Source organism: Nonomuraea endophytica (assembly GCF_014203235.1).
Taxonomy (GTDB): Bacteria; Actinomycetota; Actinomycetes; order Streptosporangiales; family Streptosporangiaceae; genus Nonomuraea; species Nonomuraea endophytica.
This window is the reverse complement of sequence record NZ_JACHIN010000002.1, coordinates 236,773-261,731: the sequence shown is the minus strand read 5'-3', so window position 1 is coordinate 261,731 and position 24,959 is coordinate 236,773. Positions and strand designations below refer to the sequence as shown.

Below are 24,959 nucleotides of genomic sequence, written 5' to 3'. Positions count from 1 at the left end.
GGCATCCACGGTCAGTCGTGTCGGTGGCGTGGCAGGAGCAGGCTGACCAGCGCGATGGCCAGGGCGAGGCCGGCCGCCATGAGGAAGACCAGGCTGTAGCCGGCGGCGAGGGCGGTGGGTGAGGAACCGCCGCCGGTCTGCGATGCGGCTCTGGCGCCGGCGGCTGTCGCGAGCACGGCCAGGCCGATCGATCCGCCTATCTGGCTTGCGGTTTGGGCCAGGCCGCTGATGATTCCCGCGTCGCCCTCGGGGCTGTCGGCGGTCGCGGCCGCCATGAGGGTGGGGAAGGTCAGGCCGATGCCGGCCGCTATGAGCAGGGTCGGGCCGAGCACGCTGATGAGGTAGAGGCTGTCGGCGTGGGCCAGGGAGAGCCAGCCGAAACCGGCCAGGAAACAGGCGCTGCCGTACAGGATCAGGGGGCGTGGACCGGTGCGGGGCAGCAGGGGCGCGGCCCATCGTGCGGTCACCATGAACATCATCGCCGCGGGGGTCTGGCCGAGTCCGGCCTGCAGTGCGGTGAAGCCGAGGACGTTCTGCTGGAACAGCGAGGTGAAGTACCACATCGCGATGGCGATTCCGCCGAACAGCAGCAGCATGCCGTTGCCGACGGCCACCCCTCGGATCCTGAACAGCCGCAGGGGCATCATCGGCCGGGTGGCGAAACGCGCCTCTACGGCGGTGAAGAGGACGAGCAGGAGCAGGCCTGCCGCTGCCGGCCCGATGACCGGTCCGGACGACCAGCCGTGGTCGGCGCTCTGCATCACTCCGTAGATCAGTGCGGCCAGTCCCGCCGTTCCGGTGATCGCACCGGTGAGATCGAGGGATTGCCGCCGGTCCGTCCGGGTGCCGGGCAGGGAGATCAGGGCTCCGACGATCAGCGCCGCGCCGATCGGCACGTTGATGAGGAAGACCCACCGCCACGACAGGCCGGTGGTGATGGCGCCGCCCGCGAGCGCGCCGACCATTCCGCCGACCCCGCCCGCCGCGGACCACGCGCCGAACGCCTTGACCCGCGCGTCCGGCCCGGTGAAGGAGGTGTTGATCACGGCCAGCGTGGCCGGAGCCATCATGGCGGCTCCAACGCCCTGCGCGAGGCGGGCCGCCACCAGGATCCCGGGAGCGGTCGCCAGGCCGCCGGCCAGACTCGCGGCGGAGAACACGAACAGTCCGGCGACCAGGGTGCGGCGCGGGCCGAACAGGTCGGCGGCGCGGCCGCCCAGCAGCATGAAGCCGGCGAAGGTGAGCAGGTATCCGTTTACCACCCAGGTCAGGCCGGTGGGCGTGAAGCCGAGGTCCTCGCGGACGGAGGGTAGTGCGACGTTCACGATGGACGCGTCCAGGATGACCATGAACTGGCCGGCACATGCCAGCGACAGGATCATCCAGGTGCGGCCGGTCCACCGCGGCGCGGTGCCGACGCCGCCGGTCACGCGGTCTGGGAGGTCGTCGCGGCCAGGGCTTCGCCGGTTCTTCCCAGCAGCCGGATGGTGATCTGGGCCAGCCGGCGGCCCTGGTATCTGGCCGCCTCCAGGGCCGCGGTGTCTGGGCCGTCGCCTGCCGGGCCGCTCACGTAGGACGTGCCGTAGGGGTTGCCGCCGGCGGCGTACACGACCGGATCGGTGAAACCGGGCGGCACGATCAGCGACCCCCAGTGGTAGAAGACGTTGCCCAGCGACAGGATCGTGGCCTCACTGCCGCCGTGCCGGTTGAACGCCGAGGTGAAGGCCGTCACCGGCTTGTCGGCCAGTCCGCCTCCGTGCCACAGGCCGACGGCCTGGTCGATGAACCGCTTGAGCTGCGCGGCCGGCGCGCCGAACCGGGTTGGTGTGCCGAACGCGAACGCGTCGGCCCACGCCAGGTCCTCCACCTCGGCTTCGGCGATCGGCCCTTGGCCGACGGCGCTGTCGGGCGCCAGTTCGGCGACCCGTCGCAGCCGTACGTCCGCCCCGGCCGAGGCGGCGCCCTCGGCGACGGCCTGCGCGAGCGAGCGCACGGTGCCTGTCGCGCTGTAGTAGATGACGGCGACCTTTACGGTCATGCCCGGCTCCTCGTTGTCGGTTAGGATTAGTTATGCGCATAATAGTTATGCGCATAACTAAACTGTCAAGGAGGGCTCATGGACTTCGAGCAAGCCGACGCGCTCAACCAGGCCATCCGCCTGCTGAGCCTGCGCCACCGGGCCAGGGCCGCGGCGCTTCTGGATCCGCTCGGCCTGCATCCGGGGCAGGAGGCGCTCCTGCTGGAGCTGGACCGTACCGGCCCGATGATCCAGGCCCAGCTCAGCGAGGCGCTCGGCTGCGAGCCGCCCAGCGTCACGCTCATGAGCCGCAAGCTCGAAGCGGCCGGTCACATCCGCCGCGCGCCCGCTCCCACCGACAAGCGCGCCAGCGTCGTCGAGCTCACCGACAGCGGCAAGGCTCTGGTCGAGGAGGTCAAGCGACTGTGGTGCGACCTGGCTGACGAGACCGTGCTCGGCCTGCCCGCCGAGACGGTGGCGGCGCTGCCGGGCGTCCTCAACACCTTGACCGCCAACGTGGACACCAGGCGCGCCCGCCAACGGCAGGGTGACTACGAGCCGAGCGGGTCGGCGTGGGTACGCGAGCATGTCGAGCAGATCATGCGCACCGGCACGACCGACGGCGTCACGATCAGTGGCCTGCCCACCGTGTTGGTGACCTACCGGGGCGCCAAGACCGGCAAGATTCGCAAAACACCGCTGATGCGGGTCGAGCATGGAGGCCAGTACGCGGCTGTCGCGTCCCTGGGCGGCGCGCCGAAGAACCCGCAGTGGTACTCCAGCGTGGTCGCCGAGCCGGACATCGAGCTTCAGGACGGCGCGGTGACCGGGGAGTACCGGGCACGCGAGGTGTTCGGGGAGGAGAAGGCACTCTGGTGGGGCCGGGCCGTGGCCGCGTACCCGGACTATGCCGAGTATCAGCGCAAGACCGACCGTCAGATCCCGGTCTTCGTCCTCGAACCGGTCAGGTCGGGCACAGGCAGGTCATGAGCGTACGGGCGATGGCGCGGATGGCCGGGCGGTGGTCGTCGGTCCGCCAGGCGACCGCCAGCCGGGCCGGCTCCAGCCCGGTGACCGGCACGCAGACCACGTCGTCGTGCCGGTAGAGCTCGGCGTTGACCGCGGAGACGAGCACGACCGCGTGTCCGGCGGCGACGGCCTCGATCGCCTCCTCGGCGGTCTCCACCTCGACCGCCACCACCGGGGGCCGGTCGCGTTCGGCGGCGGCCAGCCAGAACGCGCGCATGGGCCCGGCCGAGGCGGGCAGCGCGACGAACGGTTCGTCGGCCAGTTCGGCGAGCGTCACCGCGGCCCGCCCCGCCAGCCGGTGCCGCGAGGGCAGGGCCACCCAGCGGTCCTCGGTGCTGACCACCTCCCACGTGATCCCGGACGGAACGGGCAGCCAGGCGATGGCCACGTCCACCTGGCGCCCGGCCAGCCCGACCGACGGGTCGCCCCAGGAGATCTGCCGGAAGCGCAGGTTGTGGCCGGGTAGCCGCTCGGCGGCCGCGGCGATGATCCCACGCGCGATCCTCGTCTGGAAGCCGACGGTCAGCGAGCCGCGGCTGACGTCGGCGACGGCCCGCTCGGCCTGCTCCCACTGCTCGATGATCTGCCGGGCGCGGGGGAGCAGCTCGGCTCCTGCGGGGGTGAGTGCGACGGTACGCCGGTCGCGGTCGAAGAGCCGGGTGCGTAACGAGCTCTCCAGCTGCCGGATCTGCCTGCTCAGCGACGGCTGGGAGATGTACAGCCGCTCGTCGGCCGCCCGGGTGAAGGACAGCTCCTCGGCGACCGCGACGAAGTAGCGAAGATCCCGAATATGGGTGTCCATAGCAAAAAGCTATAACAGTCGGTCTTGGACGCTGCTGCGCCGTACGTCCGACGATGAACGTCATCCACCACCGAGCTGAGGAGTATCTGAGATGACGGATTTGTCGGGCAAGACGGCGCTGGTCACCGGAGCCTCACGCGGCATCGGCCGCGCCATCGCCGAACGGCTCGCCGCCGACGGCGCCCAGGTGATCGTGCACTATGCCGGGAACGAGGCACTGGCCAAGGAGGTCGTGGCCGGGATCGAGCGAGCGGGAGGTCAGGCCCGCACGGTCCAGGCCGCCTTCGAGGACGGCGTGGACGCGTTGTTCGACGGACTCGGCGAGACCCGGCTCGACATTCTGGTCAACAACGCCGCCATCCTCGGCGGCCGGTTCGGCCAGGTGGACGTGGCCGACTTCGACCGGGTGTTCGCCGTCAACGTGCGCGCGCCGTACTTCATCATCGAACACGCGCTGCCGCTGCTCAACGACGGCGGCCGGATCATCAACATCTCCTCCGCGGTCGTGCGGATCGCGCTGCCCGACATCGTCTACGCGATGACCAAGGGAGCGCTCGACACGCTCGGATTCAGCCTCGCGCCGCAGCTGGGCGAGCGCGGAATCACCATCAACACCGTCTCACCGGGCGTCACCGAGACCGACATGAACGCCTGGATCCCACACGCCCCCGAAGCCGCCGAGCTCGTCGCCGCCTTCACCGCCCAGGGGCGCATCGGCCAGCCCGCCGACATCGCCGACGCGGTCGCGTTGCTCGCCCGCGAGGATTCCCGCTGGATCACCGGCCACGTCCTCGACGTCAGCGGCGGCTACTTCCTGGGCCCAAAGAGCGACGCCATCCCCGTCTAGCGCCCAGCCCCGCCGGCGGGAAGGAGCCCGCGACGGCCTGTGCTAACACGTGCTCTGCTTCTCCCGATAACTCCACGTCTCGACCCACCGGTTGGAGGCGAGGACCGATGCGCCTGACTCACCCCGAACGACGCCTCGTTGACTGCGCTTCGACCAAGGCACTGCTGGATCTGTCCAAACCGGGCCAGGACGATCCGGCGAGGGGAGGCGCCTGGGCAGCGCAGCGGACCATCCGCGCTCAGGTTCTTGCGGCACTCCTCACGGGGCAGGCGCTGCCGGGATCGCAGCCGCTCAGGCGACGTCCGAAACGAGCGCTCTGGATCAAGCTGCGGGGCGCCCGCATCGCCGGCCTACTCGATCTGGAGGCGGCCGAGCTCACCTGCCCGTTGTTCCTGGACCGCTGCCATTTCGCGCAACCGGTCAACCTCACCGAGGCCACGGCGCGCTCGATCCACCTGCCCGGCTGCCACGTGCCCAAGCTGATCGCCGGACGCCTGCGGCTCACCGGCGATCTCAAGCTCACCGACTTCACCGCGCACAGCGGTGGAGTACTCCTCGCCGGGGCGCACATCAGCGGCAACCTCGACCTCTCGGGAGCCGTCCTGGACCGGGGCGATGTCGCGCCGGCCGCGGTTCACGACGTGTTCGCGCTGAACGCCAAGGACCTGAGGGTCACCGGAGGGATGGCGTGCGGCAACGGCTTCCGCGCCGAGGGCGGAATCAGGCTCGTGCATGCCGAGATCGGTGGGCGTCTCGGCCTCAACGGCGCCGTCCTCGTGAACGAGGGCGGCAGGGCGATCAGCGGGTGGGGGCTGATCGTCGGAGAGGACATGCAGTGCGGCGAAGAGTTCAAGGCCGTGGGGCGGGTGCGGCTGAACGCCGCGCGCATCGCCGGCCATCTCGCCTTCGGCTCGAGGGCAACTGTCACCGGAGAGGAGAACAGGAACGCCCTCGATCTCGGTGCGGTGCAGACCGGACAGCTGACGGTGAAACTGGCCCGATTCCCCGCGGGCAAGATCAACCTCACCCGTGCGCGGACAGGCACCTTCACCTACTCCGAGGCCACCTGGCCCCCCACCGCTCTCCTGCGTGGCTTCGTCTACGACACCCTCCTCGACGGCCAAGACAACGACGTCCCTGTCCGGGCGGCCCTGCGGTGGCTGCGAACCAATGAGGCGGGCTGCACCCCCGGCATCTACGACCAGCTCGCCGCCGCCTACCACCGGACGGACCGCGAGGAAGCCGCCAGACGCGTCATGATCGCCAAGCATTGGGCGCGGAGCCGGGTACTCAACCCGTGGCCAGGCTCGCGAGCTGGCTCCTGCTCATGCTTGTCGGCTACGGCTACCGCACCTGGCTGGCGGCCCTGTGGATCCTCGCCTTCCTCGTCCTGGGCCAGTTCGTCTTCCCGGGCGCGCAGCTCATCCCGGTCTCCGGCACGCCCGCCGTGCAGTACCACCGGCTCGCCTACAGCCTCGACGTGCTCATGCCGCCCCTGGTGGACCTCGGGCAGGAGAAAGCCTTCCGTCCCCGTCCGGCCACCCCGGCGCTCTACTGGTTCTGGGGATTCATCACGGCCGGATGGGTACTGACCACGGCCGTGATCGCAGGACTCACCGCCGCCCTCCGCCGCACCCCTTGAACGCCCCATATCGCGTTCATCCGGATGGCTACGACGATCCGGGCCTCCGTTCCTGGGCACATACCCGTATGGCGAGACTCGTGATGATCGCCAGTGCCATTGCGGTGAGAGCCATTGCTGGGCGCACGAGGTTGCCAGGGAAGACCAGCACAAGCAGCAAGAGCAAGATGAACGCCACCCGGCGCCCGGTGGCCGAGTTCATGGCCACCGTAGCGACCGGCAGCGAAACGGCGAGGAGAAGGAGGACGTAGGCCACCGGCCCACCGACGCCGGATATGACGAGCACCAGGAATTCACCTGCGAACAGCGTGGCGAATCCGGCGGTCATCCAGGTCAGCGCCTTGCCGAACGTTAGAGAAGCGGCCTTGGGATCGGCGGCGAAGGTCACCAGAACGGCGACGATAATGTTGGCAGACTCGATGCTGGCGAGGCCGCCGAGGTAGGCCATTCCGGCACCCAGAGTGACGTGATGGGGAGCCAGGTCCAGGTCAGGTGGGACAGCCGTGACCAGGTAGGCGTGCACGAACACCCATGCCCAGGCACAACCCGCCGCGAGCTTCCGCCGTCCGCGCCAGGCGAGCACCCCGATCAGCAGGTACGGCAACGCGAACGCGAGTAACTGCATGACGAGGCGGCCCGGGGAATTCAGGAAATGCATGCCGGAGCGGGCGTCGTGCAGCCACCGGACGGCGAAGCCCGCCGTGTCGGCCATTCCCAGAGTGAAGAGCGCCAATGGCCCAAGCAGGGCCGCCAGATTGACGGCTCGCCGCCAGTGTGGTGCGGACGGCGCCCCTACCGTGTGGTTGACCCGAACGAGCAGGCCGCCGCGAATGAGATCCAGGGCATCGGACAAGCCGGGGCGCCGCTGGCCGGGTGCCGCGGTTTGGAGAAGAACCGCGAGCATCTCCTGTCCATGGAGCCGGCGGTGCCATCGTGGATACCACCTCAGCAGACTGCGGTAACGCTGCTCCAAGGAGGTCACCAGGCCTCCCGGGGCGACAGTGGGAGGGGGAACGGGCTGAAGGCCGTGCCGGGGGGAATGCTCAGCCGGGCGAAGGCGGTCTCGGCGTGGTTGCGCAGCCGCTGTGCTTCGGCGGACAGGCGGGTGGCGCCGTTGGCGGTCAGGCGGTAATAGCGTCGCGCCCGCCCATCGACGATTTCCTCCCGCTCGGTCTCGATGAGCCCCTCGCCCGAGAGGCGGTCGAGCGCGGCGTATAGGGTGCCGGCGCGTAGCCGAACCTTCCCGCTGGAGATCTCCGCGACATCGGCGATGATGCCGTAGCCGTGCTGCGGTCTGGCGGCCAGGGCGGTCAAGATCAGGAACGTTGGCTCCTGCATCGATCGCATACTCATGTGATCTATATATACAGAACGACAACTTATAGCAATGCGCCTCAGGGGGAGCCGCGCGGTCCCGGAAAATGCGTTGCGGGGTTCGGATCGGGTGGGCAGGCTGGGTTGATCGAGCGGCGGCGAGCGCTGCCTGGACTAAGGAGGGCTGACGGATGGCCATCACCGTGCTGCGGCATGTCCGCATCAGTCCCACCTCTCTGTTCAGGAGCACACCCGTTGTCTTCCGAGTACGAACTCTCTGACCACTCCAACGCCGACGCCTTCGTCTTCACCTTCCACGCGGTCGACGAGAAGCTGGGCCCGAATCAGCGGTGGTCCACCTGGCTGGATGTCGAACGCGGCTCTCGCGGCCCGGAACCACGCCCCTCGTGGGTCGTGACGGAACAGGCGGCGATCGACACCGAGCTCGGCATTCTCAAGACCGGCAAGGAAGCCGACGTCTTCCTGCTCGAACGGGCCGTCGAGGCCATTGGCGACAACCCGGCGAAGTCCTCGCTGCTGGCCGCGAAGCGGTACCGGACCGAGGAACACCGGACCTTCAACCGCAGCGCGGCGTACGTCGAGGGCCGCCGTACCCGCAACAGCCGCGACAGCCGGGCGATGGCGAAGAAGACCACGCACGGTCGCGGTGTCGCGGCCGGTCAGTGGGCGTACGCCGAATGGGATGCCCTCAACCTGCTGTGGACGGCCGGGGTCCCGGTGCCGTATCCGGTGCAGGTGGAGGGCACCGAGCTGCTGATGGAGTTCATCGACGACGGCGAGGGCGGCGCCGCGCCCCGGCTCGCCCAGGTCCGGCCGTCGAAGGAGCTGCTTGGCGTTTACTTCGAGCAGCTCCGTGACGGCATGCGCGAACTGGCCCGCGCGGGGCTCGCGCACGGCGACCTCTCGCCGTTCAACGTTCTGGCGCAGGGCGAGCGGATCGTGATGATCGACCTGCCTCAGGTGGTCGACGTCGTCGGCAACCCGAGGGGCATGGACTTCCTGATGCGCGACTGCCACAACATGGCCGCGTGGTTCACGAACCGCGGGCTTGAGGTCGACGAGCAGGAGCTGTTCGCCGACCTGCTCACGATGGTGTTCTGACCTCGGGAGCGCGCGAGCCGTACCACGAACTCCACAGCGTCTCGTAGACCCCGCCCGCGGCGACCAGCTCGTCGTGGGGGCCGACCTCCACCACCCGGCCGTCGTCCATGACCACCACGCGGTCGGCGTCGCGGGCCGTGTGCAGGCGGTGGGCGATCGCGATGACGGTACGCCCCTCCAGGACGGCGGCGAGCGAACGTTCGGCGCGCCTGGCGGTGCGGGGGTCGAGCATGGCGGTGGCCTCGTCGAGGACGACCGTGTGCGGATCGGCCAGGACGACCCTGGCCAGGGCGAGCTGCTGGACCCGGTCCGGGCCGAGGGCTTCACCGGACGACTGGGACCCCAGCTCGTCGTCGAGCGAGGCGACCCAGTCGGCGCCGACCGCCGCGAGCGCCTTGTACAGGCGGTCGTCGTCGGCCGCCGGGTCGGCCAGCAGCAGGTTGTCGCGGACGGTGCCGAGGAACAGGTGCTGCTCCTGGGTGACCAGGACGACGTGCTCGCGGAGCTGGGCGGGGGAGAGGTCGGCGACCGGCACCGAGCCGACGGTGACCAGGCCCAGGCGGGGGCGGTCGATGCCGGCCAGCAGCTTGCCGAGGGTGGACTTGCCGGCTCCGGAGGGTCCCACGACGGCCAGGCGCTCGCCGGGCCGTACCGCGAGATCGACGCCCTTCAGCACGTCGTCGCCGGCCTCGTAGGCGAAGTGCACGGCGCGCGCCTCGATGCGGTCGCCCTGCGGCGGCGCGGCGGCGACCTCCTCGCGCGCCGGCGTCGCGAGGCCCTCGATCCTGGCGAAGGAGGCGCCGCTGCTCTGCAACTGCTCCAGCCAGATCAGGATCGTCTCGATCGGCTGGCCGAGCTGGCGCAGGTACAGCACGCAGGTGACGACCGCGCCCAGTGTGACCTGGCCACGGTCCAGGAGCACGCCGCCGAGCAGCAGCACCAGCACGGGCGGCAGGATCGAGGAGACCTCCACCGACGGCCAGAGCACGCTGCGCAGGAAGAGGGTCCGCAGCTGGGCGGTGCGGCCGCGCTCGATCACTCGCTCGGCCGCGCGCGTGCGCTTGTCCCGCAGGCCCAGGGCCTCGATGGTACGGGCTCCCGCCGCGTTGGCGGCCAGGTGCTCGGCCAGCTCCGAGCGGGCGGCGCCTTCCTCCAGGTACGCGGGCCGGGCCCGGCGAAGGTACCAGCGGGAGGCGGCCCCGATGCCGGCCAGCGCGAGCAGGCCGCAGGCGCCGAGGACCGGGTCGACGAGGAAGACGGCGACGATCAGGAAGAGCGCTTGCAACGAGGAGACGAGGATCGCGGGGGCGGCGTCGCGCAGGGTGCGGCCGACCAGGGCCACGTCGGTGGTTCCCCGGGCGGTCAGGTCGCCGGTGCGGAGGTGCTCGACCGTGGCGGCGGGCAGGGCCAGCACACGATCCAGGAGTTCGCCGCGGATGTGCTCCTGGACCCGCTCGCTGAAGCGGGTGCCGACCTTCTCGGCGTACCTGGACAGAACCAGCTGGGCCAGCGCCGCGCCCACGGCGATCGCGGCGAGCAGGTCGACCGTGCGCCCGGCGCTGATCGCGTCGATGATGCGGCCCAGCAGCCACGGGCTGACCAGCGCCGCCGCCGCCGCGAGGCTGTTGAGCAGCAGCGTCGTGGTGAAGCCCGGGATGTCACGCCTGACCAGGCGCAGGGCGGCCCGGCGTACCTGCCGGCGGTCGGCGACGGGCAGGTCGCGGTTCATCCGAGCACCGATCGGTAGGCGGGGGTGGAGTCCATCAGCTCGTGGTGGGTGCCGGTGGCGGCGACCTGCCCGTCCTCGATGAACAGCACCTGGTCGGCCTGGGCGAGCAGCAGCGGCGAGGTGGTCGCGACGAATGTGGTACGGCCGGCGCGTGCCTTGCGGAGCCGCCCGGCGAGCAGGGACTCGGTGTGGGCGTCCAGCGCGGAGGTGGGCTCCACGGCCAGCAGCACCTCGGGTTCGGCCAGCAGCGCCCGGGCCAGGCGTACGCGCTGACGCTGGCCGCCCGACAGGTTGCGGCCGCCGGGTTCGATCGTCGAGTCGAGCCCGTGGCGCAGCCCCGCGACCACGTCCTGGGCCGCGGCGACGTGCACGGCCCGGTGGACGGCCTCGTCGTCCGCCTCGCCCCGGCCCTGGAGTACCTCGCGCAGCGTGCCCGCGAACAGGGCGGCGTCGTGGTCGGCGATCAGTGAGGTGCCGTCGAACCCGCCCATCCCTTCGAGCATGGCCACGCTCTCCTCGGGCCGGGCGCTGACCAGCCCCACCAGGCTGCCCGGCGCGACCTCGGGCCCGGCGGGCGGGGGCCGGTCCGGGGCGCGCAGCGCGAGGAAACGGGTGACCTGGCGGGCGGCGACCAGGCCGTGGCTGATCTGGAAGCTGCCCTCGATGAAGAAGGAGACGGGAACCACCAGCATGGCGATATATCCGTATACACCGACCAGTTCGCCCACCGTGATCGTCCCCTCGGCTGCCAGCCGGGCGCCCAGCCAGGTGACGGCGGCCAGGAACAGAGCGGGCAAACCGGTGCCCAGCGCGCCGATCCAGCTCGTCAGCGACGCCACCCGGTAACCCTGCTCGCGCAGGCTCGCCGAGTCGGCGCGGTACCGCTCGGCGTAGGCAGCCTTGCCGCCGAAGGCGTTGAGGACCCGCAATCCCTCGATCAGGTCCACCAGGCGGGTGGTCAGCCTGCCCTGGTTCTCGCGGTAGCCGTACTGGACCTTCATCAGCCGCCCGAGCAGCGGGCCGAGCACGATCGCCAGCAGCGGCACGCCCAGCAGCACCACCACGGCCAGCAGCACGGAGACCTGCAGCAACAGCACCGCCACCACGCCGTAGCTGACCACCGCGCCCACACCGGGGCCGGTCACGGTCAGCGAGGCGGCGATGGCGATGACGTCGCCGATGCCGATCGTCACCACGTCCCCCGCCGACGTGCGCTTGGGCAGGTCGGCGCCCAGGTTGTTGATCTGCTCGATCAGGGCGCGCACCGTGCGGAAGTTGGCGTCCATCCGGATCTTGGTCATCGTGCGGTGCCGCAACATCGCCAGCCAGGCGTTGACCAGCCCCGCGCCGAGCAGCGCCAGCACCCAGCCGGGCGCCAGACCGTCGTCGATCACCCTGGACAGCAGGTACGGCGGGAGCGTCAGGCCCACCATCCACAGGGTTCCCAGCATCGCGCCCAGCGCGACCCGGCCCTTCTGTGCCCAGGCCAGCCAGCACAGATACCGGGCCGCCTTCATGGTGAAGACGCTAGAGCACGGCTTTGGTGCCTCTTTGTCCGCCCTGGGGGTATTCGTTCTCTGGGCTGAGACCCACCACGGCCAGCGCGAAAAGCCGGCTCGCGCGGGTGACGGGGTCGGGGTGGTGCTCTGTGGCGAGGACGATGCCGACGATCAGGGCGATCAGGTCGGCGACGGTGATGCCCTCCGCCACCGCGCCGTCCCGCGCGGCGCGGCGCAGCAGCGGGTTTCCGGCCTCTTCCAGCATCGCCGAGCAACTGTTGTCGAGTCCCGCCTCGTCGTAGGCCAGTGCCGCCGCCAGTCCCCGGGCCGCGACGCAGTAGGCGACGACGTCGCCGAGCCATTCCAGGAGCGCGGCGCGGCTGTCGTCCTTGCCGGCCAGCTCGTGGGCGCGTTCGGCCAGGGCCTCGATCCGCTGGTGGGAGACGGCCGTCAGCAGGGCCCGGCGGGTGGGGAAGTGGCGCCGTACGGTCGCCGAGCCCACCCCCGCGACGCGGGCGATCTGTTCCAGGGAGGCGCCGGCGCCGTGCGTGGCGACCTCTTGCTCGGCCACGGTGAGGATGCGCGCGTAGTTGCGCTGGGCGTCCGCGCGCTGGCGGTCGGGCATGGCGTCGTCTCCAAGTTCGGCTAAGTGGCGGGTGCCGCCACTTCGGCTTGCTAAGTGGCGTGCCCCGCCATATCGTACCGCAGAGGAAAACGGCGGGCCCCGCCGTTTACGAGTCTGAGGGAGAGCCATGTCCACCGATTCCGCGCCCGTCCTGGTCACCGGCGCCACCGGCAGGCAGGGCGGGGCCACCGCCCGTGCCCTCCGCGCCGCCGGCGTTCCGGTCCGCGCCCTCGTGCGCGACCCGGCCACCACCCGGGCCAAGGCCGTCGAGGCGCTCGGCGCCGAACTCGTCACCGGCGACCTGGGCGACCGCGACTCGGTGATCCGGGCCGCCGAGGGCGCACGCGCCGTCTTCTCCGTGCAGATGGCCCCCATGACCGGCGAAGGCTTCGACTTCGACGGAGAGGTGGCCCAGGCCGTCAACCTCATCGAGGGCGCGAAGGCCGCCGGCGTGCCGCAGTTCGTGCACACGTCCACCAGCGGCGCCGGCCAGCACACCGATACTCCCGGCTGGATCCCCGGCCGCTGGGGCTCACTGGACGACAGCCTGGGGGCCAAGAGCACGATCCAGGACCGGGTACGCGCGGCCGGCTTCCCCCACTGGACGATCCTCAAGCCGTCCTTCTTCATGGAGAACTTCCAGCCCGCCATGGCGTTCCTGTTCCCGCGCGGCCTGGAGGGCGGCCTGGTGAGCGTCGTCAAGCCCGGGACCCGGCTGTCCCTGGTGGCTGTGGACGACATCGGCGCCGCGGCCGCCGCGGCCATCGCCGAGCCCGAGCGGTTCGACGGGCTGGAGCTGGAGTTGGCGAGCGACTACCTGACCATGACGGTGATCGCCGAGGTGCTCTCCCGCGTGTTGGACACGCGCCTGGTCGCGCCGGACATGACCGAGGAGCAGGCGCTCGCCGCCGGAATGCCGGCTATGGGCATCGCGCACGAGTGGATGAACGTGGCCGGGCAGCCTGCGCGCCCGCGATACGCCGAGGACCTGGGTCTCCCGCTCACCACCTTCGAGGAGTGGGCAGGCCGGCACCTCGATCCCACGCTCGTCTGACGTCGTGTGGCCCGGACCTGGACCCGTCCCCGCGCTGCGGCAGCTGCCGTCCGGTCAGCTCGCCCTTGCCGAACTCGGACGAGGTGACCGGGATCGGCCGGGGACAGGCTCATCTACGGTCGGTCTGCGGCGTATGGCGGTGACCCTCGCCGATAGGCCGGAGTTCTGCTGTGCTGATTCAGGCGCTGCGGGTGTCGTAATGCTCGCGGTTGGCGAGAACCGTGTCCATGTGCGCCTCGGCCCATGCCTTGACGCCGCGCATCAGGTGGTGGAGCGAGAGGCCGAGTTCGGTCAGTTCGTACGTGACCGTGATCGGCACCGTCGGCGTCACCGTGCGGGTGACCAGCCCGTCGCGCTCAAGGGAGCGCAGCGTCTGGGTGAGCATCTTCTGGCTGACCCCGGCCAGCCTGCGGGACAGCTCGGAGTAGCGCATCGACCGCGACTCGCCGGTGCTGTCGTGGCCGGGTTGCTGGGGGCCGTCGCTCCCGAGTGCGGCCATGATGAGCGCGACCCACTTGTCGGAGATCCGGTCGAGCAACTGGCGGCTTGGACACATCGCCAGGAACGCGTCGTAGTCGCCCTTCGCCTGTGCCCGCTTCTGCGCCGCCGTACTCGATGGCATTGACCGCTCTTTCCTGCCAGTGGGTGAGTTACGCACTTCGAAGTGCGCACTTCCCCTCGGAGAGTTGCCCACCCATAGTGGTGCAAGGCAACTGCCGAAGACAAGCCACGAGCCTCGCCCTGGTCCTGGACGTCGAATTCGCCATCACGTCCGCACAGCGAAGAATGGATTCAGCATGATCTGGATAGCCGGCTTCCGTAGCGCGGTGATCAGTCCGTACGAGCGGGTCCAGCTCACCGAACCGCGCGGCTTCGCCGACCAGACGGTGCGCCAGGTGCTCCACATGGCCGGCGGTGGAGAACGCATTCGGGTGGGTCTGACAAACCGCTACGGCCGTACCCCCTTGACCATCGCCGCGACGAGCGCGGTCACCGAGTACGGCCAGGCCGCTCTCACCTTCGACGGCGCCGAGAGGATCACCATTGCGCCGGGAGAGGAGATCACCAGCGACGCGATCGACCTGCCCGTCGCCCCCGGCGCCGACCTGCTCCTCAGTCTCCATCTCCCTGAGGAAACAGGCCTGGCCACCTACTCCCACAAACCCGCGGAGACCGCTCACATCATCGGCGGCAACCACGTCACGGCTCTCTCGCTCCCCGATGCCGAGCAGGTAGAAGGCAGATTCTACGTCTCGGGCGTCGACGTGCTCGCGCCGGACGACACCGCGATCGCCGTGGCGTTCGGCGACTCCTGGTTCGAAGGCGTCGGCTCCACGATCAGCGCGAACAACCGCTCCGTGGACTTCCTCAACCGGCGCCTCAAGCGGGGATGGGTCGTCAACCAGGGCATCGCCGGCAACCGCCTCCTGCGCGACGAGATCGGCGAACACGGACTGGCGCGCTTCGACCGCGACGTTCTCTCCATTCCCGGCCTGACCCACGTCCTGGTGCATTTCGGCATCAACGACCTCGGCCTTCCCGGCATGACGGGAGAACCACCCGTCACCGCCGACGCCCTCATCGAAGGCTTCAAGACCCTGGCGCACCGCGCGCACAAGGCCGACCTGAAGATCCTCGCCGCCACCATCGGCCCCTACGCGGGCGCCATCTACCCGGGGATCAGCACCCCCGATGGCCTCGCCACCCGACGCGAAGTGAACGCCTGGATCCGTACCACCGACACCTTCGACGCGGTCTTCGACGTGGCCCAAGCGGTCGCGAACCCCGAAGCCCCCGACTACATCCACCCCGACCTGGACAGCGGCGACGGCATGCACCTCAACGACAAGGGCGCCCAAGCCATGGCCAACGCCGTCACCCTCGGCACCCTCTAGCAAGCACGCCCTTGTGACGAACCCGGACGCCGGCTGCGTGGCGACTAGTTGCGGGCTTGGGGGTTGCCGGGCTGCCGTTTGGAGGGGTTTGACCTTGACGGCGATCTGGACGCGGCCGAGGAGTTGCTGACGGAGGACTTCATCGCGAACGTGCCCGGAAGCCTCGAGCCGCTGCGCGGGCGGGAGATCTGGCGTGCGGGTGGGGAGGAGATGAAGGGCGCCTTTCCCGACCTGAAGATCGAGGTTCAGGACATGTTCGGCGTGGGCGACAAGGTGACGGTGCTGCTTTCCCTTCATGGCACGCACACGGGGGCGTTCCAGCAGTTCGAGGCCACCGGCAGGCGCGTCAGCTTCCGGAGCGTCGAGGTCTATCGCATGAAGGGAGACAAGATCGCTGAGGAGTGGGTGGCTCCGGACATGCTCGGCCTGATTCAGCAGATCTCGCCTGCCGCCGGTTAAGTTCTGGAGACCGAACAAGGCTTGGAAAGAGCCGGGCGAAACTGGTCGCCCGGCTCTTTCACGCTGTCCGGCCGGGCATCCTGAGGGCGATCGGCAGCGAAGCGCCAGGTCAGCGATGGTGGCAGGGTTCCGGCCACGGATAATAACCCTCTAAACGAGTAGGTAATGTTGACTTTTGACCAGTCTCGGCCTAGCTTCGTTGTATGAGCAAGGGTTTCCTGCTGACCAGGCGCTCCCACGTGGATCACGGCCACGTCGCCAGCGCGCAGTGTTGCTGATCATGAACCTGTAGCCGCCGAATCCCACCCTCACTGGCCTCACCGACGATTTCGCGCGCCCCGAACAGTCGCCGGCGCGAGCATGCCCACTCCCGTGAGGAACTCTCGTGATCAAGCCAACCCCCACATTCGGTCACCCCGACAGAACGAGCTCGTCCGCATGACCGACACGCTGCCCGACCGTTCCATCGCCGCCGACCAGTTCAGGCAGGCGCTTGCCGTGCACGCCAGCGGCGTCGTGGTCATCACCGCCCAGCGTGACGGCCGGCCCGTCGGCCTCACCGCCACGTCGTTCTCCGCCGTCAGCCTCGATCCACCCCTGGTCTCCTTCTACGTGGACCGTTCCTCCACCACCTGGCCCCAACTGGGCGCCGCCGACCACTTCGCGGTCAACATCCTGGCCAGCGACCAGGCCGAGCTGGCAGCCCGCTTCGCCCGCAAGAACGTCGACCGGTTCGCCGCGCCCACCCGCTGGCGGTCCGGGCCGCTGGGCGCGCCGCTCCTGCAGGACGTCTCCGCGCATCTGATCTGCCTGCCCTACGAGAGGGCCGACGTCGGCGACCACGTCCTGGTGGTCGGGCTGGTCGCCGAGACCGACGTGCGGCACCCCGGCCGCCCGCTCCTCTACCACCAGGGCCGCTTCGGCCGCTTCCTGGCCCACCCCGACTCCTGAACCCCGGAGCAGCTTGTGTCCACACCCACGCAGACGCGGGCCTACGCGAGCCCCGTCGACCACGTCGCCCACGGCCACTACGGGCCCGGCCGCGCGCACCTCTCGCCGGACTGGAACCGCCCCGTCTATCCCTTCCAGGGCCGGATCACCGCCGACGGCTCCAGCGGATTCCGCGCCGGGCCCGGCCGCTACCACCTCTATGTCGCCTGGGTCTGCCCCTACGCCCACCGGGCCGCCATCGTCCGCAAGCTCAAGGGCCTGGAGGACGTCGTCTCCCTGTCCTACGTGGACGACGAGCGCGACGGCCGGGGCTGGGCGTTCAGGGAGCGCAGGGGAGCCGACCCGGTCAACGGGTTCACCCTGCTGGAGCAGGCCTACGACGCGACCGAGAAGGGGTACGCCGGACACATCTCGGTCCCCGTGCTCTGGGACCGGCGGACCGGCGCCGTCGTCAGCAACCACTTCCCCGACATCACGATCGACCTGGCCACCCAGTTCGAGCAATGGGCCGACACCTCGATCGACCTCTACCCGCCGGCCCTGCGCCCGGAGATCGACGAGCTGAACGCGTGGATCTACCGCGACGTCAACACCGGCGTCTCCCGCGTGGCCGGCGCCGCCACCGAGGACGATCGCGAGCGGGAGCGCCACACGGTCGTCTCGGCGCTGGAACGTCTGGACGAGCGCCTGGCCGAGCGGCGTTTCCTGACCGGTGACACGATCACCGAGGCGGACGTGCGGCTGTGGGTGACGCTGGCCAGGTTCGACACCGGCCGGTGGGAACTGGGCGACTTCGAGCACCTGTGGCCCTACGCCCGCGACCTCTACCAGCGGACCGCCTTCCGGGAGACCACCGAAAACCTGCCCGCCGCCTGGGACGCCCCGCACGGGCGTGGTCGATGACGCGCACCCAGGTCCATCTGGCGGCCCACTTCCCCGGCGTGAACAACACCACCGTCTGGGCCGACCCCCGCTCCGGCAGCCAGATCGACTTCGCCTCCTTCGTCCACCTGGCCCGGACGGCCGAGCGCGGCAAGCTCGACTTCTTCTTCCTCGCGGAAGGGCTACGGCTGCGCGAGCTCAAGGGACGCATCCACGACCTCGACGTGGTGGGCCGCCCGGAGGCGCTCACCGTGCTCAGCGCCCTGGCGGCCGTCACGGACCGGCTCGGCCTGGCCGGGACCGTGAACGCCACCTTCAACGAGCCGTACGAGCTGGCCAGGCGCCTGTCCACGCTCGACCACCTGAGCGAGGGCCGGGCCGCGTGGAACGTGGTGACCACCTCCGACGCGTTCACCGGCGAGAACTTCCGAAGGGGCGGCTACCTCGACCGTTCCCAGCGCTACGAGCGGGCCGCCGAGTTCCTGCGGCTGTCACGCGAGCTGTGGGACTCCTGGCGGCCGGACGCGGTCGTGGCGGAATCGGCCACAGGCCGGTTCATCCGGGAAGGCGGCATCAGGACGGTCGAGCACCACGGCGACCACTTCTCCGTCGAGGGCCGGTTCACCTCGCCCCGCAGCCCGCAGGGACGCCCGGTCATCATCCAGGCGGGCGACTCGGACGAGGGCCGCGAGTTCGCCGCCGCGCACGCCGACGTGATCTTCACGCCGCACGGCGGCCTGGAGGACGGCAAACGTTTCTACGCCGACGTCAAACGCCGCCTGACCAGGTACGGCCGGCAGCCCCACCAGCTCAAGATCATGCCAGGCGTGACGTTCGCGCTGGGCGACACCGAGGCGGAGGCGGCCGAGAACGCGGCCACGATCCGCCGCCAGCAGGTCGGGCCGCAGACCGCGACGGCGTTCCTGGAACAGGTCTGGGGTCGTGACATGTCCGCCTACGATCCGGAAGGCCCGCTACCGGAGATCGAGCCGGACCTGTCCGAAGGCGTCTCCCAGGGCCGGGTGCCGCTCAAGGACCGGGCCTCCGTGGCCGCCAAGTGGCGGGCGCTGGCCGAGGAGAAGGGGCTGTCGATCCGCGAGCTGGTCATCGAGGTGACCGGGCGGCAGACGTTCATCGGCACCCCGGAGAGCGTCGCGCGGCGGATCGACGAGCACGTGCAGGCGAAGGCCGCCGACGGGTTCATCCTCGTGCCGCACCTGACGCCCGGCGGGCTGGACGAGTTCGTGGACCGGGTGGTGCCGCTGCTGCAGGAGCGCGGTGCGTTCCGCGCCGACTACACCGGCGCCACCCTGCGAGAACACCTGGGGCTGACATGACACTGCACCTGGCCGTGGCGCTGGACGGCGCGGGATGGCATCCGGCCGCCTGGCGCGAGTCGCCGCCGGACGTCTTCTCCGCCCGCCACTGGGCGCGGCTGGTGGCCGAGGCCGAGCGCGGGCTGCTCGACTTCGTGACCATCGAGGACGCCCTGGGACTGCAGTCCACCCTTCTCGACGGCGACGACGACCGCACTGATCAGGTGCGGGGGCGGTTCGACGCCGTGCTGCTCGCGGCCCGGCTGGCGCCGGTCACCAGCCGGATCGGGCTGGTGCCGACCGCGACCGTCACCCACACCGAGCCGTTCCACGTGGCCATCGGCATCGCCACGCTCGACCACGTCAGCGGCGGCCGGGCGGGGTGGCGGGCGCAGATCTCGCCGCGCGCCTCGGAGGCGCGGCACTTCGGCCGCAAGGAGGTCCCGCCGCTGAAGCCACTGGGTCACGAGGCTGATCCGCACGTACGCGAGCTGTTCGCCGAGGCCACGGACGCGGTCGAGGTGGCCAGGCGGCTCTGGGACAGCTGGGAGGACGACGCCGAGATCCGCGACGTGGCCACCGGCCGCTTCATCGACCGGGTCAAGCTCCACTACGTCGACTTCGCCGGGCGCTACTTCTCGGTCAAGGGACCGTCCATCACGCCCAGGCCGCCGCAGGGGCAGCCGGTGGTGACCGCGCTGGCCCACTCGCGGCTGCCGTACGAGTTCGCCGCGGCCGGCGCCGACGTCGTCTACGTCACCCCGCACTCCGCCGAGCACGCCCGCGCCGTCGTCGAGGAGGTCGGCGGGCTGTCCGGCGAGCTGAAGATCTTCGCCGACCTGGTCGTGTTCCTCGGCGATGACGCGGCCCGGCGCAAGGCGCGCCTGGACGAACTGGACGGGGCCGAGCTCGTCTCCGATGCCGCGATCTTCGCCGGGACCGTGACCCAGCTCGCCGACCTGCTGCTGGAGTGGCGGCGGGCCGGGATCCAGGGATTCCGGCTACGGCCCGGCGCGCTGCCGTACGACCTGGAACAGATCGCCCGCGAGCTGACGGCGGAGTTGCGCGGGCGCGGGGCGTTCCGGCACGCGTACGAGGCCGCCACGTTGCGCGGGCTGCTCGGCCTGCCGCGCCCGCTCAGCCGCTATGCGGAGGTGACATGAAATTTCTGCTCATCACGTTGATCGTGCACAACGACGATCGGTCGCCCACCGAGCGGTTCCGCGAGGTCGTCGAGAACGCGGTGCTGGGGGAGGAGCTGGGCTTCGACGGGTTCGGGGTGGGGGAACGGCACGAGTATCCGTTCCTCTCCTCCTCGCCGCCGGTGGTGCTCAGCCACATCGCGGCCAGGACGTCCAGGATCCGGCTGTTCACGGCGGTCACGACGCTGAGCCTGCTGGACCCGGTCCGCGCGTACGAGGACTACGCCACGCTCGATCACCTGTCGGAAGGCCGGCTGGAGCTGATCATCGGCAAGGGGAACGGCTCCGCGCAGGCCAGGCTCTTCCACGTCACCGCCAAGGACCAGTGGGAGCGCAACAGGGAGGCGTACGAGCTGTTCCGCCGCCTGTGGCGCGAGGACAAGGTCACCTGGCAGGGCACGTTCCGGCCGTCGCTCACCGAGGCCCAGACCTGGCCGAGGCCGTTGCAGCAGCCGATCCGGGTCTGGCACGGCAGCGCCACCAGCAAGGAGTCGGTGGATCTGGCGGCCCGCTACGGCGACCCGTTGTTCTCCGCCAACGTCACCAATCCCATCGACCCCTACGCCGAACTGATCGACTACTACCGGGAGCGCTGGGCGCACTACGGGCACGATCCCGCCGACGCGCTGGTCGGAGCCGGAAGCGCGGGCTTCTACGCGGCCTCCACCTCGCAGGAGGCGATAGCGACGTACCGCCCGATCTATGACGCCCGGGTGGCATTCCAGCGCGAGGCCGGGCTGCCCATCGTCTTCCCGACCCTGGAGGACGCCATCGAGCGCAGCTCGATCCTGGTCGGCAGCCCGCAGCAGGTCATCGACAAGGTGCTGCGCTACCGGAAACGGTTCGGGCACGAGGTCATGCACCTGCACGCCGACGCCGACGGGCTCACACCGGGGCAGCACCGCGAGGCGCTGGAGTTGTTCCAGACCGAGATCGCGCCCGTGCTGCGCGCGGAGATTCCCAGCCGGCCGTTCCCCGGAGGCGTGTCGTGACCCTGTCCATTCTCGACCTCGCCCCGATCAGCTCGGGGCAGACCGCCGCCGAGGCGCTCCGCGACACCATCGACCTCGCCCGGCGGGCCGAGCGGCTCGGCTACCGCCGCTACTGGCTCGCCGAGCACCACTTCGCGCCCGGCGTCGCCAGCTCCGCCCCGGCCGTGCTGATCGCCCTGGTGGCGGCGGCCACCTCCACGATCCGGGTCGGATCGGGCGCCGTGCAGCTCGGGCATCAGACACCGCTGTCCGTGGTCGAGCAGTTCGGGCTCATCGACGCCCTGTATCCGGGCCGCGTCGACCTGGGGATAGGCCGCTCGGGGCAGCGCCGCGCCGAGCTGGCCAAGGCGCCGGCCTTCGAGCCGAAGGACGCCCGGGTCGTGGACGGGCTGCTCATCCCGCCGCCGTTCGACTTCTCGCGGCTGGCCAAGCACCCCCATCTCGTCCACTACGCGACCCTGCTTCAGCAGCCGGGCGCCCAGACGCCCGACTTCGCCGAGCAGATCGACGACGTGCTCGCCTTCCTCAACGGCACCCACGAGGCGCACGCCGTCCCCGGTGAGGGCGCCGGCGTGGAGGTGTGGATCCTCGGCAGCAGCGGCGGGCAGAGCGCCCAGGTCGCGGGTGAACGGGGCTTGCCGTTCGCCGCGAACTACCACGTCAGCCCGTCCGGCGTGCTGGAAGCGGTCGACGCGTATCGGGCCGCCTTCAAACCGTCGGACGTGCTGGCCGAGCCGTACGTGATCGTCTCGGCGGACGTGCTCGCCGCCGCCGACGAGCCCACGGCCCGCGAGGTGGCCAAGGGGTACGACCTGTGGGTCCGCAGCATCAGGACCGGGGCGGGCGCGATGCCGTACCCCACTCCCGAGGAAGCCGACGCGCACATCTGGACGGACGCCGACCGGGAACTGGTCAAGGACCGCGTCGACACGCGGTTCGTCGGCCCGCCGGAACAGGTGGCGGAGGGGCTGCGCGTGCTGCGCCGGGTGACCGGGGCCGACGAACTGCTCATCACCACCATCACCCACCGCCACGAAGACCGGGCGCTCTCCTACGAGCTGCTCGCCGACGCCTGGAACCGCCCGTGAAGCGCCTGATCCCCGTCCTTCTGCTGGCCGTCGCCGCGTGCGGCGCGCAGCCTGCGGATTCCGCCCCGGCCACCACGCTGACCTGGGCGATCGAGACGCAGCCGATCACCCTGAACCCGCAGTTGTGGGCGCAGAACAAGGTCAGGCTGCTGGTGTTCAACCAGTTCGACGCGCTGTTGTCCAAGGCCGAGGACGGCTCCTTCCGGCCGTGGCTGGCCACCTCGTGGAAGGTCTCGGACGACAAGCTGACCTACACGCTCGACCTGCGCGACGACGTCACGTTCCACGACGGCACGAAGTTCGACGCCGCCGCCGTCAAGGCCAACCTCGACCAGTTCCTCGTGCCCGGCTACAACCCGGCGGTGGCCGCGATCCAGCTCAAGGCCTTCGACCGGGCGGAGGTCGCGGCGCCGTACCAGGTGAAGATCACCCTCAAAGAGGCCGACGCGCTGTTCCTGGACTTCCTCGCCTCGCCCTACGCGGGGCAGGTCTCGCCGAAGGCGCTCAAGAGCGCCAAGGACCTCCGGTTCGGCGGCCTCGACCTGGCCGGCACCGGGCCGTTCATCCTCGACAGGTACGTCCAGGGACAGGAGATCCACTACCGGCGCAACCCCGCCTACAACTGGCCGCCCGCCGGCGCGGCCCACCGGGGCCCGGCCCACCTCTCCGAGATCACCTACCGGTTCCTGCCCGAGGCCGCCGTCCGCATCGGCGCGCTCAGCTCCGGCCAGGTGCAGGTCATCGAGGGTGTGCCCGCCACGGACGTGGCCCTGATCAAGAAGGACCCGAACCTGGCCCTGCAGACGTCACTGAACTCCGGCACCGCCTACTCCTACTACTTCAACACCGAGCACGCCCCCTTCGACGACCAGCGCGTACGCGAGGCGTTCCGCGAGGCCGTGAACGTGGACGCCGTGCTGAAGTCCGTCTACCAGGGCACCGCCACCAGGGCGTGGAGCATCGTCGGCGCGAAGAGCCCCTTCTACGACGCCACCCTCGAAAACGGGTACGGCGGCGACGTCGCCAAGGCCAACGCCCTGCTCGACGCGGCCGGGTGGAAGCAGCGCGACGCCGAGGGCTACCGGGTCAAGGCCGGCAAGCGGCTCACGGTGCGCGAGGTCGCCTCGGCGCCGTTCGTCCGCGACCGCCGCGACATCCTCGCCCAGGCCGTCCAGGCCCAGGTCAAGCAGAACGCGGGCATCGACCTCCAGGTCAAGATCGTGGACCAGGGCAGCGCGCAGAAGGCCCTGGACGAGAACGAGTACGAGCTGTTCGGCAACTCCCGCGGCGACTCCGACGCGGGCGCCGCGCTCAACCTCATCCTGCCGGAGAAGGCCGCGATCAACCGCACCCGCTTCGCCGACCCCAAGGTGGACTCCTGGCTCGCGGCCGCCTCAGCCACCCACGACCAGGCCGAACGCGAGAAGCTCTACGCCCGGGTCCAGCGGGCGGCCGTGGTGGACAACGCCATCGTGTTCCCGCTCTACGTCCCCGCCGACCAGATCGCCGCGCAGAAGAGTGTGCAGGGGCTCGGCTTCGACCCCGCGTCCGGCACCCCGGCGAGCGCGTACGACGTCCGGATCGGCACATGATCAAGCGACTGGGCACCGCGCTGGCGGTGCTCTGGGCCGCCGCCACCGCCTCGTACGTCGCGCTCCTGCTCGCTCCCGGCGACACCATCGACATCCTCGTCGGCGACGGTCCCGACACGCCGGAGATCAGAACGAAGATCATCACCGAGTGGGGGCTCGACCGGCCCGAGTTCGTGCAGTACCTGTCCTACCTGTGGCGGCTGCTGCACGGCGACCTCGGCCGCTCCTATCAGTTGCAGCGCGGGGTCGGCGAGATCCTCGCCACCCAGATCGGGCCGACCGTGCAGCTCACGCTGGCCGCCGCCGGGACCGGGGTGGCGCTGGCCGGGATCATCGCGATCGTCACCGCGGGCAGGGGGCGGTGGCTGCGCGGCGTCACCTCGGCCGCCGAACTGGTGTCGGTGTCGGTGCCGCCGTTCCTCATCGGGATCGTGCTGCTGTCGGTGTTCTCGTTCACGCTCGGCTGGTTCCCCGTCTCGGGGGCGCAGGGGCCGCGGGCGCTGGTGCTGCCCGCGCTCGCGCTCGGACTGCCCGTCGCGGGCGTGCTCGGGCAGGTGTTGCGTGGCGGGCTGGAGCGGGCGCTGGAGCAGCCGTTCGCGGTGACGGCCAGGGCGCGCGGGCTCACCGAACGCGCGCTGGTCGCCCGGCACGCCCTGCGGCACGCGCTGATCCCCGCCCTGACGCTGGCCGGGTGGTTCACCGGGACGCTGCTGGGCGGCGCGGTGATCACCGAGGTGCTGTTCGGGCGGCCGGGGCTCGGCCAGGTGGCGATGCAGGCGGTGACCGGCCGCGACATGCCGGTCGTGATGGCCGTCGTGCTGCTGTCGGCCGTCGCGTACGTCACCATCAGCACGCTGCTCGACCTGGCCTACCGCGTCATCGACCCCCGGATCCGGGGCTGA

At 70.5% G+C, this 24,959-nt stretch carries 25 protein-coding genes; 15 read left to right on the top strand and 10 right to left on the bottom strand.

Going from position 1 to position 24,959, the window contains the following annotated elements; all coding sequences use genetic code 11:
* Positions 1 to 11: 11 nt before the first annotated feature.
* Together HNR40_RS09330 and wrbA are read right to left on the bottom strand one after the other, a co-directional pair.
* Complete coding sequence (locus tag HNR40_RS09330; protein WP_312896256.1) at positions 12 to 1,430, bottom strand: MFS transporter; 1,419 nt, start codon at positions 1,428 to 1,430, stop codon at positions 12 to 14.
* Positions 1,427 to 2,038, bottom strand: coding sequence for an NAD(P)H:quinone oxidoreductase (gene wrbA / locus HNR40_RS09325; protein ID WP_184959868.1), 612 nt, complete (start codon positions 2,036 to 2,038; stop codon positions 1,427 to 1,429). The genes HNR40_RS09330 and wrbA overlap by 4 nt, the downstream gene beginning before the upstream one ends.
* A 78-nt stretch (positions 2,039 to 2,116) precedes the next feature.
* Here wrbA and HNR40_RS57105 point away from each other — a divergent pair, with 78 nt between their 5' ends.
* Positions 2,117 to 3,007, top strand: coding sequence for a nitroreductase/quinone reductase family protein (locus HNR40_RS57105; RefSeq protein WP_184959867.1), 891 nt, complete (start codon positions 2,117 to 2,119; stop codon positions 3,005 to 3,007).
* Here the strand turns inward: HNR40_RS57105 and HNR40_RS09315 are convergent.
* The gene (locus HNR40_RS09315; protein ID WP_184959866.1) at positions 2,982 to 3,848 is read right to left on the bottom strand and encodes a LysR family transcriptional regulator; all 867 of its coding nucleotides are present in this window, start codon (positions 3,846 to 3,848) and stop codon (positions 2,982 to 2,984) included. The genes HNR40_RS57105 and HNR40_RS09315 overlap by 26 nt on opposite strands.
* Before the next feature lie 91 nt (positions 3,849 to 3,939).
* Here HNR40_RS09315 and HNR40_RS09310 point away from each other — a divergent pair, with 91 nt between their 5' ends.
* The gene (locus HNR40_RS09310) at positions 3,940 to 4,695 is read left to right on the top strand and encodes an SDR family NAD(P)-dependent oxidoreductase (RefSeq protein WP_184959865.1); all 756 of its coding nucleotides are present in this window, start codon (positions 3,940 to 3,942) and stop codon (positions 4,693 to 4,695) included.
* 350 nt (positions 4,696 to 5,045) lie between these two features.
* Here HNR40_RS09310 and HNR40_RS09305 read toward each other — a convergent pair whose 3' ends face one another.
* On the bottom strand, positions 5,046 to 5,819 hold the full coding sequence (locus tag HNR40_RS09305; protein ID WP_184959864.1) for a hypothetical protein: 774 nt from the start codon (positions 5,817 to 5,819) through the stop codon (positions 5,046 to 5,048).
* Between the two features lie 173 nt (positions 5,820 to 5,992).
* Here HNR40_RS09305 and HNR40_RS09300 point away from each other — a divergent pair, with 173 nt between their 5' ends.
* Positions 5,993 to 6,337, top strand: coding sequence for a hypothetical protein (locus tag HNR40_RS09300; RefSeq protein WP_184959863.1), 345 nt, complete (start codon positions 5,993 to 5,995; stop codon positions 6,335 to 6,337).
* Between the two features lie 28 nt (positions 6,338 to 6,365).
* On the opposite strand, the gene HNR40_RS09295 is transcribed toward HNR40_RS09300, so the two are convergent.
* On the bottom strand, positions 6,366 to 7,241 hold the full coding sequence (locus HNR40_RS09295) for a hypothetical protein (RefSeq protein WP_184959862.1): 876 nt from the start codon (positions 7,239 to 7,241) through the stop codon (positions 6,366 to 6,368).
* 74 nt (positions 7,242 to 7,315) lie between these two features.
* Entirely contained in the window at positions 7,316 to 7,675 is a 360-nt protein-coding gene (locus tag HNR40_RS09290) for a PadR family transcriptional regulator (RefSeq protein ID WP_184959861.1), read from the bottom strand.
* A gap of 231 nt (positions 7,676 to 7,906) precedes the next feature.
* Between HNR40_RS09290 and HNR40_RS09285 the strand changes: the two genes are divergently transcribed.
* Entirely contained in the window at positions 7,907 to 8,773 is an 867-nt protein-coding gene (locus HNR40_RS09285; protein WP_246508782.1) for a serine protein kinase RIO, read from the top strand.
* On the opposite strand, the gene HNR40_RS09280 is transcribed toward HNR40_RS09285, so the two are convergent.
* The 3 genes from HNR40_RS09280 to HNR40_RS09270 are packed head-to-tail and all read right to left on the bottom strand — an operon-like array spanning position 8,757 to position 12,626.
* Positions 8,757 to 10,502, bottom strand: coding sequence for an ABC transporter ATP-binding protein (locus HNR40_RS09280; protein WP_184959859.1), 1,746 nt, complete (start codon positions 10,500 to 10,502; stop codon positions 8,757 to 8,759). The two genes, HNR40_RS09285 and HNR40_RS09280, sit on opposite strands and share 17 nt — an antisense overlap.
* Positions 10,499 to 12,019, bottom strand: a complete 1,521-nt coding sequence (locus tag HNR40_RS09275; protein WP_221340187.1) for an ABC transporter transmembrane domain-containing protein — start codon at positions 12,017 to 12,019, stop codon at positions 10,499 to 10,501. The genes HNR40_RS09280 and HNR40_RS09275 overlap by 4 nt, the downstream gene beginning before the upstream one ends.
* 10 nt (positions 12,020 to 12,029) lie before the next feature.
* The gene (locus HNR40_RS09270; RefSeq protein ID WP_184959858.1) at positions 12,030 to 12,626 is read right to left on the bottom strand and encodes a TetR/AcrR family transcriptional regulator; all 597 of its coding nucleotides are present in this window, start codon (positions 12,624 to 12,626) and stop codon (positions 12,030 to 12,032) included.
* 127 nt (positions 12,627 to 12,753) lie between these two features.
* Between HNR40_RS09270 and HNR40_RS09265 the strand changes: the two genes are divergently transcribed.
* Complete coding sequence (locus HNR40_RS09265) at positions 12,754 to 13,680, top strand: NmrA family NAD(P)-binding protein (RefSeq protein ID WP_184959856.1); 927 nt, start codon at positions 12,754 to 12,756, stop codon at positions 13,678 to 13,680.
* A gap of 178 nt (positions 13,681 to 13,858) precedes the next feature.
* On the opposite strand, the gene HNR40_RS09260 is transcribed toward HNR40_RS09265, so the two are convergent.
* On the bottom strand, positions 13,859 to 14,302 hold the full coding sequence (locus tag HNR40_RS09260; protein WP_184959854.1) for a winged helix-turn-helix transcriptional regulator: 444 nt from the start codon (positions 14,300 to 14,302) through the stop codon (positions 13,859 to 13,861).
* Positions 14,303 to 14,477: 175 nt separating this feature from the next.
* Here HNR40_RS09260 and HNR40_RS09255 point away from each other — a divergent pair, with 175 nt between their 5' ends.
* The 10 genes from HNR40_RS09255 to HNR40_RS09210 all read left to right on the top strand — a co-directional run bounded on the left by HNR40_RS09255 (position 14,478) and on the right by HNR40_RS09210 (position 24,959).
* Positions 14,478 to 15,575, top strand: a complete 1,098-nt coding sequence (locus HNR40_RS09255; protein WP_184959852.1) for a GDSL-type esterase/lipase family protein — start codon at positions 14,478 to 14,480, stop codon at positions 15,573 to 15,575.
* Between the two features lie 78 nt (positions 15,576 to 15,653).
* Positions 15,654 to 16,034: an ester cyclase gene (locus tag HNR40_RS09250; RefSeq protein ID WP_221340186.1), complete on the top strand. Its 381-nt coding sequence runs from the start codon at positions 15,654 to 15,656 to the stop codon at positions 16,032 to 16,034.
* Positions 16,035 to 16,472: 438 nt separating this feature from the next.
* Positions 16,473 to 16,985 carry a flavin reductase family protein gene (locus HNR40_RS09245; protein ID WP_184959847.1) on the top strand — a complete coding sequence of 171 codons (513 nt, stop codon included), beginning with the start codon at positions 16,473 to 16,475 and terminating at the stop codon, positions 16,983 to 16,985.
* 15 nt (positions 16,986 to 17,000) lie between these two features.
* Positions 17,001 to 17,888 (top strand): glutathione S-transferase C-terminal domain-containing protein, encoded by an 888-nt coding sequence (locus HNR40_RS57100; protein WP_184959845.1) that lies wholly within the window; start codon positions 17,001 to 17,003, stop codon positions 17,886 to 17,888.
* Positions 17,885 to 19,204 (top strand): NtaA/DmoA family FMN-dependent monooxygenase, encoded by a 1,320-nt coding sequence (locus HNR40_RS09235; RefSeq protein WP_184959843.1) that lies wholly within the window; start codon positions 17,885 to 17,887, stop codon positions 19,202 to 19,204. Before HNR40_RS57100 ends, HNR40_RS09235 begins: the two co-directional genes overlap by 4 nt.
* Positions 19,201 to 20,346: an LLM class flavin-dependent oxidoreductase gene (locus tag HNR40_RS09230; RefSeq protein WP_184959841.1), complete on the top strand. Its 1,146-nt coding sequence runs from the start codon at positions 19,201 to 19,203 to the stop codon at positions 20,344 to 20,346. The genes HNR40_RS09235 and HNR40_RS09230 overlap by 4 nt, the downstream gene beginning before the upstream one ends.
* On the top strand, positions 20,343 to 21,377 hold the full coding sequence (locus tag HNR40_RS09225; RefSeq protein WP_184959839.1) for an LLM class flavin-dependent oxidoreductase: 1,035 nt from the start codon (positions 20,343 to 20,345) through the stop codon (positions 21,375 to 21,377). The genes HNR40_RS09230 and HNR40_RS09225 overlap by 4 nt, the downstream gene beginning before the upstream one ends.
* Positions 21,374 to 22,465, top strand: a complete 1,092-nt coding sequence (locus HNR40_RS09220) for an LLM class flavin-dependent oxidoreductase (RefSeq protein ID WP_184959837.1) — start codon at positions 21,374 to 21,376, stop codon at positions 22,463 to 22,465. The genes HNR40_RS09225 and HNR40_RS09220 overlap by 4 nt, the downstream gene beginning before the upstream one ends.
* The gene (locus tag HNR40_RS09215; protein WP_312896255.1) at positions 22,462 to 24,057 is read left to right on the top strand and encodes an ABC transporter substrate-binding protein; all 1,596 of its coding nucleotides are present in this window, start codon (positions 22,462 to 22,464) and stop codon (positions 24,055 to 24,057) included. The genes HNR40_RS09220 and HNR40_RS09215 overlap by 4 nt, the downstream gene beginning before the upstream one ends.
* A complete protein-coding gene (locus tag HNR40_RS09210) occupies positions 24,054 to 24,959 on the top strand; it encodes an ABC transporter permease (protein WP_184959835.1) in 906 nt (301 codons plus the stop codon). The genes HNR40_RS09215 and HNR40_RS09210 overlap by 4 nt, the downstream gene beginning before the upstream one ends.

Bases quoted from the DNA above. Each gene is read 5' to 3' on its own strand.
- HNR40_RS09260 (WP_184959854.1), bottom strand. From the start codon at position 14,302: ATGCCATCGAGTACGGCGGCGCAGAAGCGGGCACAGGCGAAGGGCGAC.
- HNR40_RS09295 (WP_184959862.1), bottom strand. From the start codon at position 7,241: ATGCTCGCGGTTCTTCTCCAAACCGCGGCACCCGGCCAGCGGCGCCCC.
- HNR40_RS09270 (WP_184959858.1), bottom strand. From the start codon at position 12,626: ATGCCCGACCGCCAGCGCGCGGACGCCCAGCGCAACTACGCGCGCATC.
- HNR40_RS09315 (WP_184959866.1), bottom strand. From the start codon at position 3,848: ATGGACACCCATATTCGGGATCTTCGCTACTTCGTCGCGGTCGCCGAG.
- HNR40_RS09280 (WP_184959859.1), bottom strand. From the start codon at position 10,502: ATGAACCGCGACCTGCCCGTCGCCGACCGCCGGCAGGTACGCCGGGCC.
- HNR40_RS09245 (WP_184959847.1), top strand. From the start codon at position 16,473: ATGACCGACACGCTGCCCGACCGTTCCATCGCCGCCGACCAGTTCAGG.
- HNR40_RS09255 (WP_184959852.1), top strand. From the start codon at position 14,478: ATGATCTGGATAGCCGGCTTCCGTAGCGCGGTGATCAGTCCGTACGAG.
- wrbA (WP_184959868.1), bottom strand. From the start codon at position 2,038: ATGACCGTAAAGGTCGCCGTCATCTACTACAGCGCGACAGGCACCGTG.
- HNR40_RS09210 (WP_184959835.1), top strand. From the start codon at position 24,054: ATGATCAAGCGACTGGGCACCGCGCTGGCGGTGCTCTGGGCCGCCGCC.
- HNR40_RS09310 (WP_184959865.1), top strand. From the start codon at position 3,940: ATGACGGATTTGTCGGGCAAGACGGCGCTGGTCACCGGAGCCTCACGC.
- HNR40_RS09275 (WP_221340187.1), bottom strand. From the start codon at position 12,019: ATGAAGGCGGCCCGGTATCTGTGCTGGCTGGCCTGGGCACAGAAGGGC.
- HNR40_RS09225 (WP_184959839.1), top strand. From the start codon at position 20,343: ATGAAATTTCTGCTCATCACGTTGATCGTGCACAACGACGATCGGTCG.
- HNR40_RS09290 (WP_184959861.1), bottom strand. From the start codon at position 7,675: ATGCAGGAGCCAACGTTCCTGATCTTGACCGCCCTGGCCGCCAGACCG.
- HNR40_RS57105 (WP_184959867.1), top strand. From the start codon at position 2,117: ATGGACTTCGAGCAAGCCGACGCGCTCAACCAGGCCATCCGCCTGCTG.
- HNR40_RS09230 (WP_184959841.1), top strand. From the start codon at position 19,201: ATGACACTGCACCTGGCCGTGGCGCTGGACGGCGCGGGATGGCATCCG.
- HNR40_RS09265 (WP_184959856.1), top strand. From the start codon at position 12,754: ATGTCCACCGATTCCGCGCCCGTCCTGGTCACCGGCGCCACCGGCAGG.
- HNR40_RS09235 (WP_184959843.1), top strand. From the start codon at position 17,885: ATGACGCGCACCCAGGTCCATCTGGCGGCCCACTTCCCCGGCGTGAAC.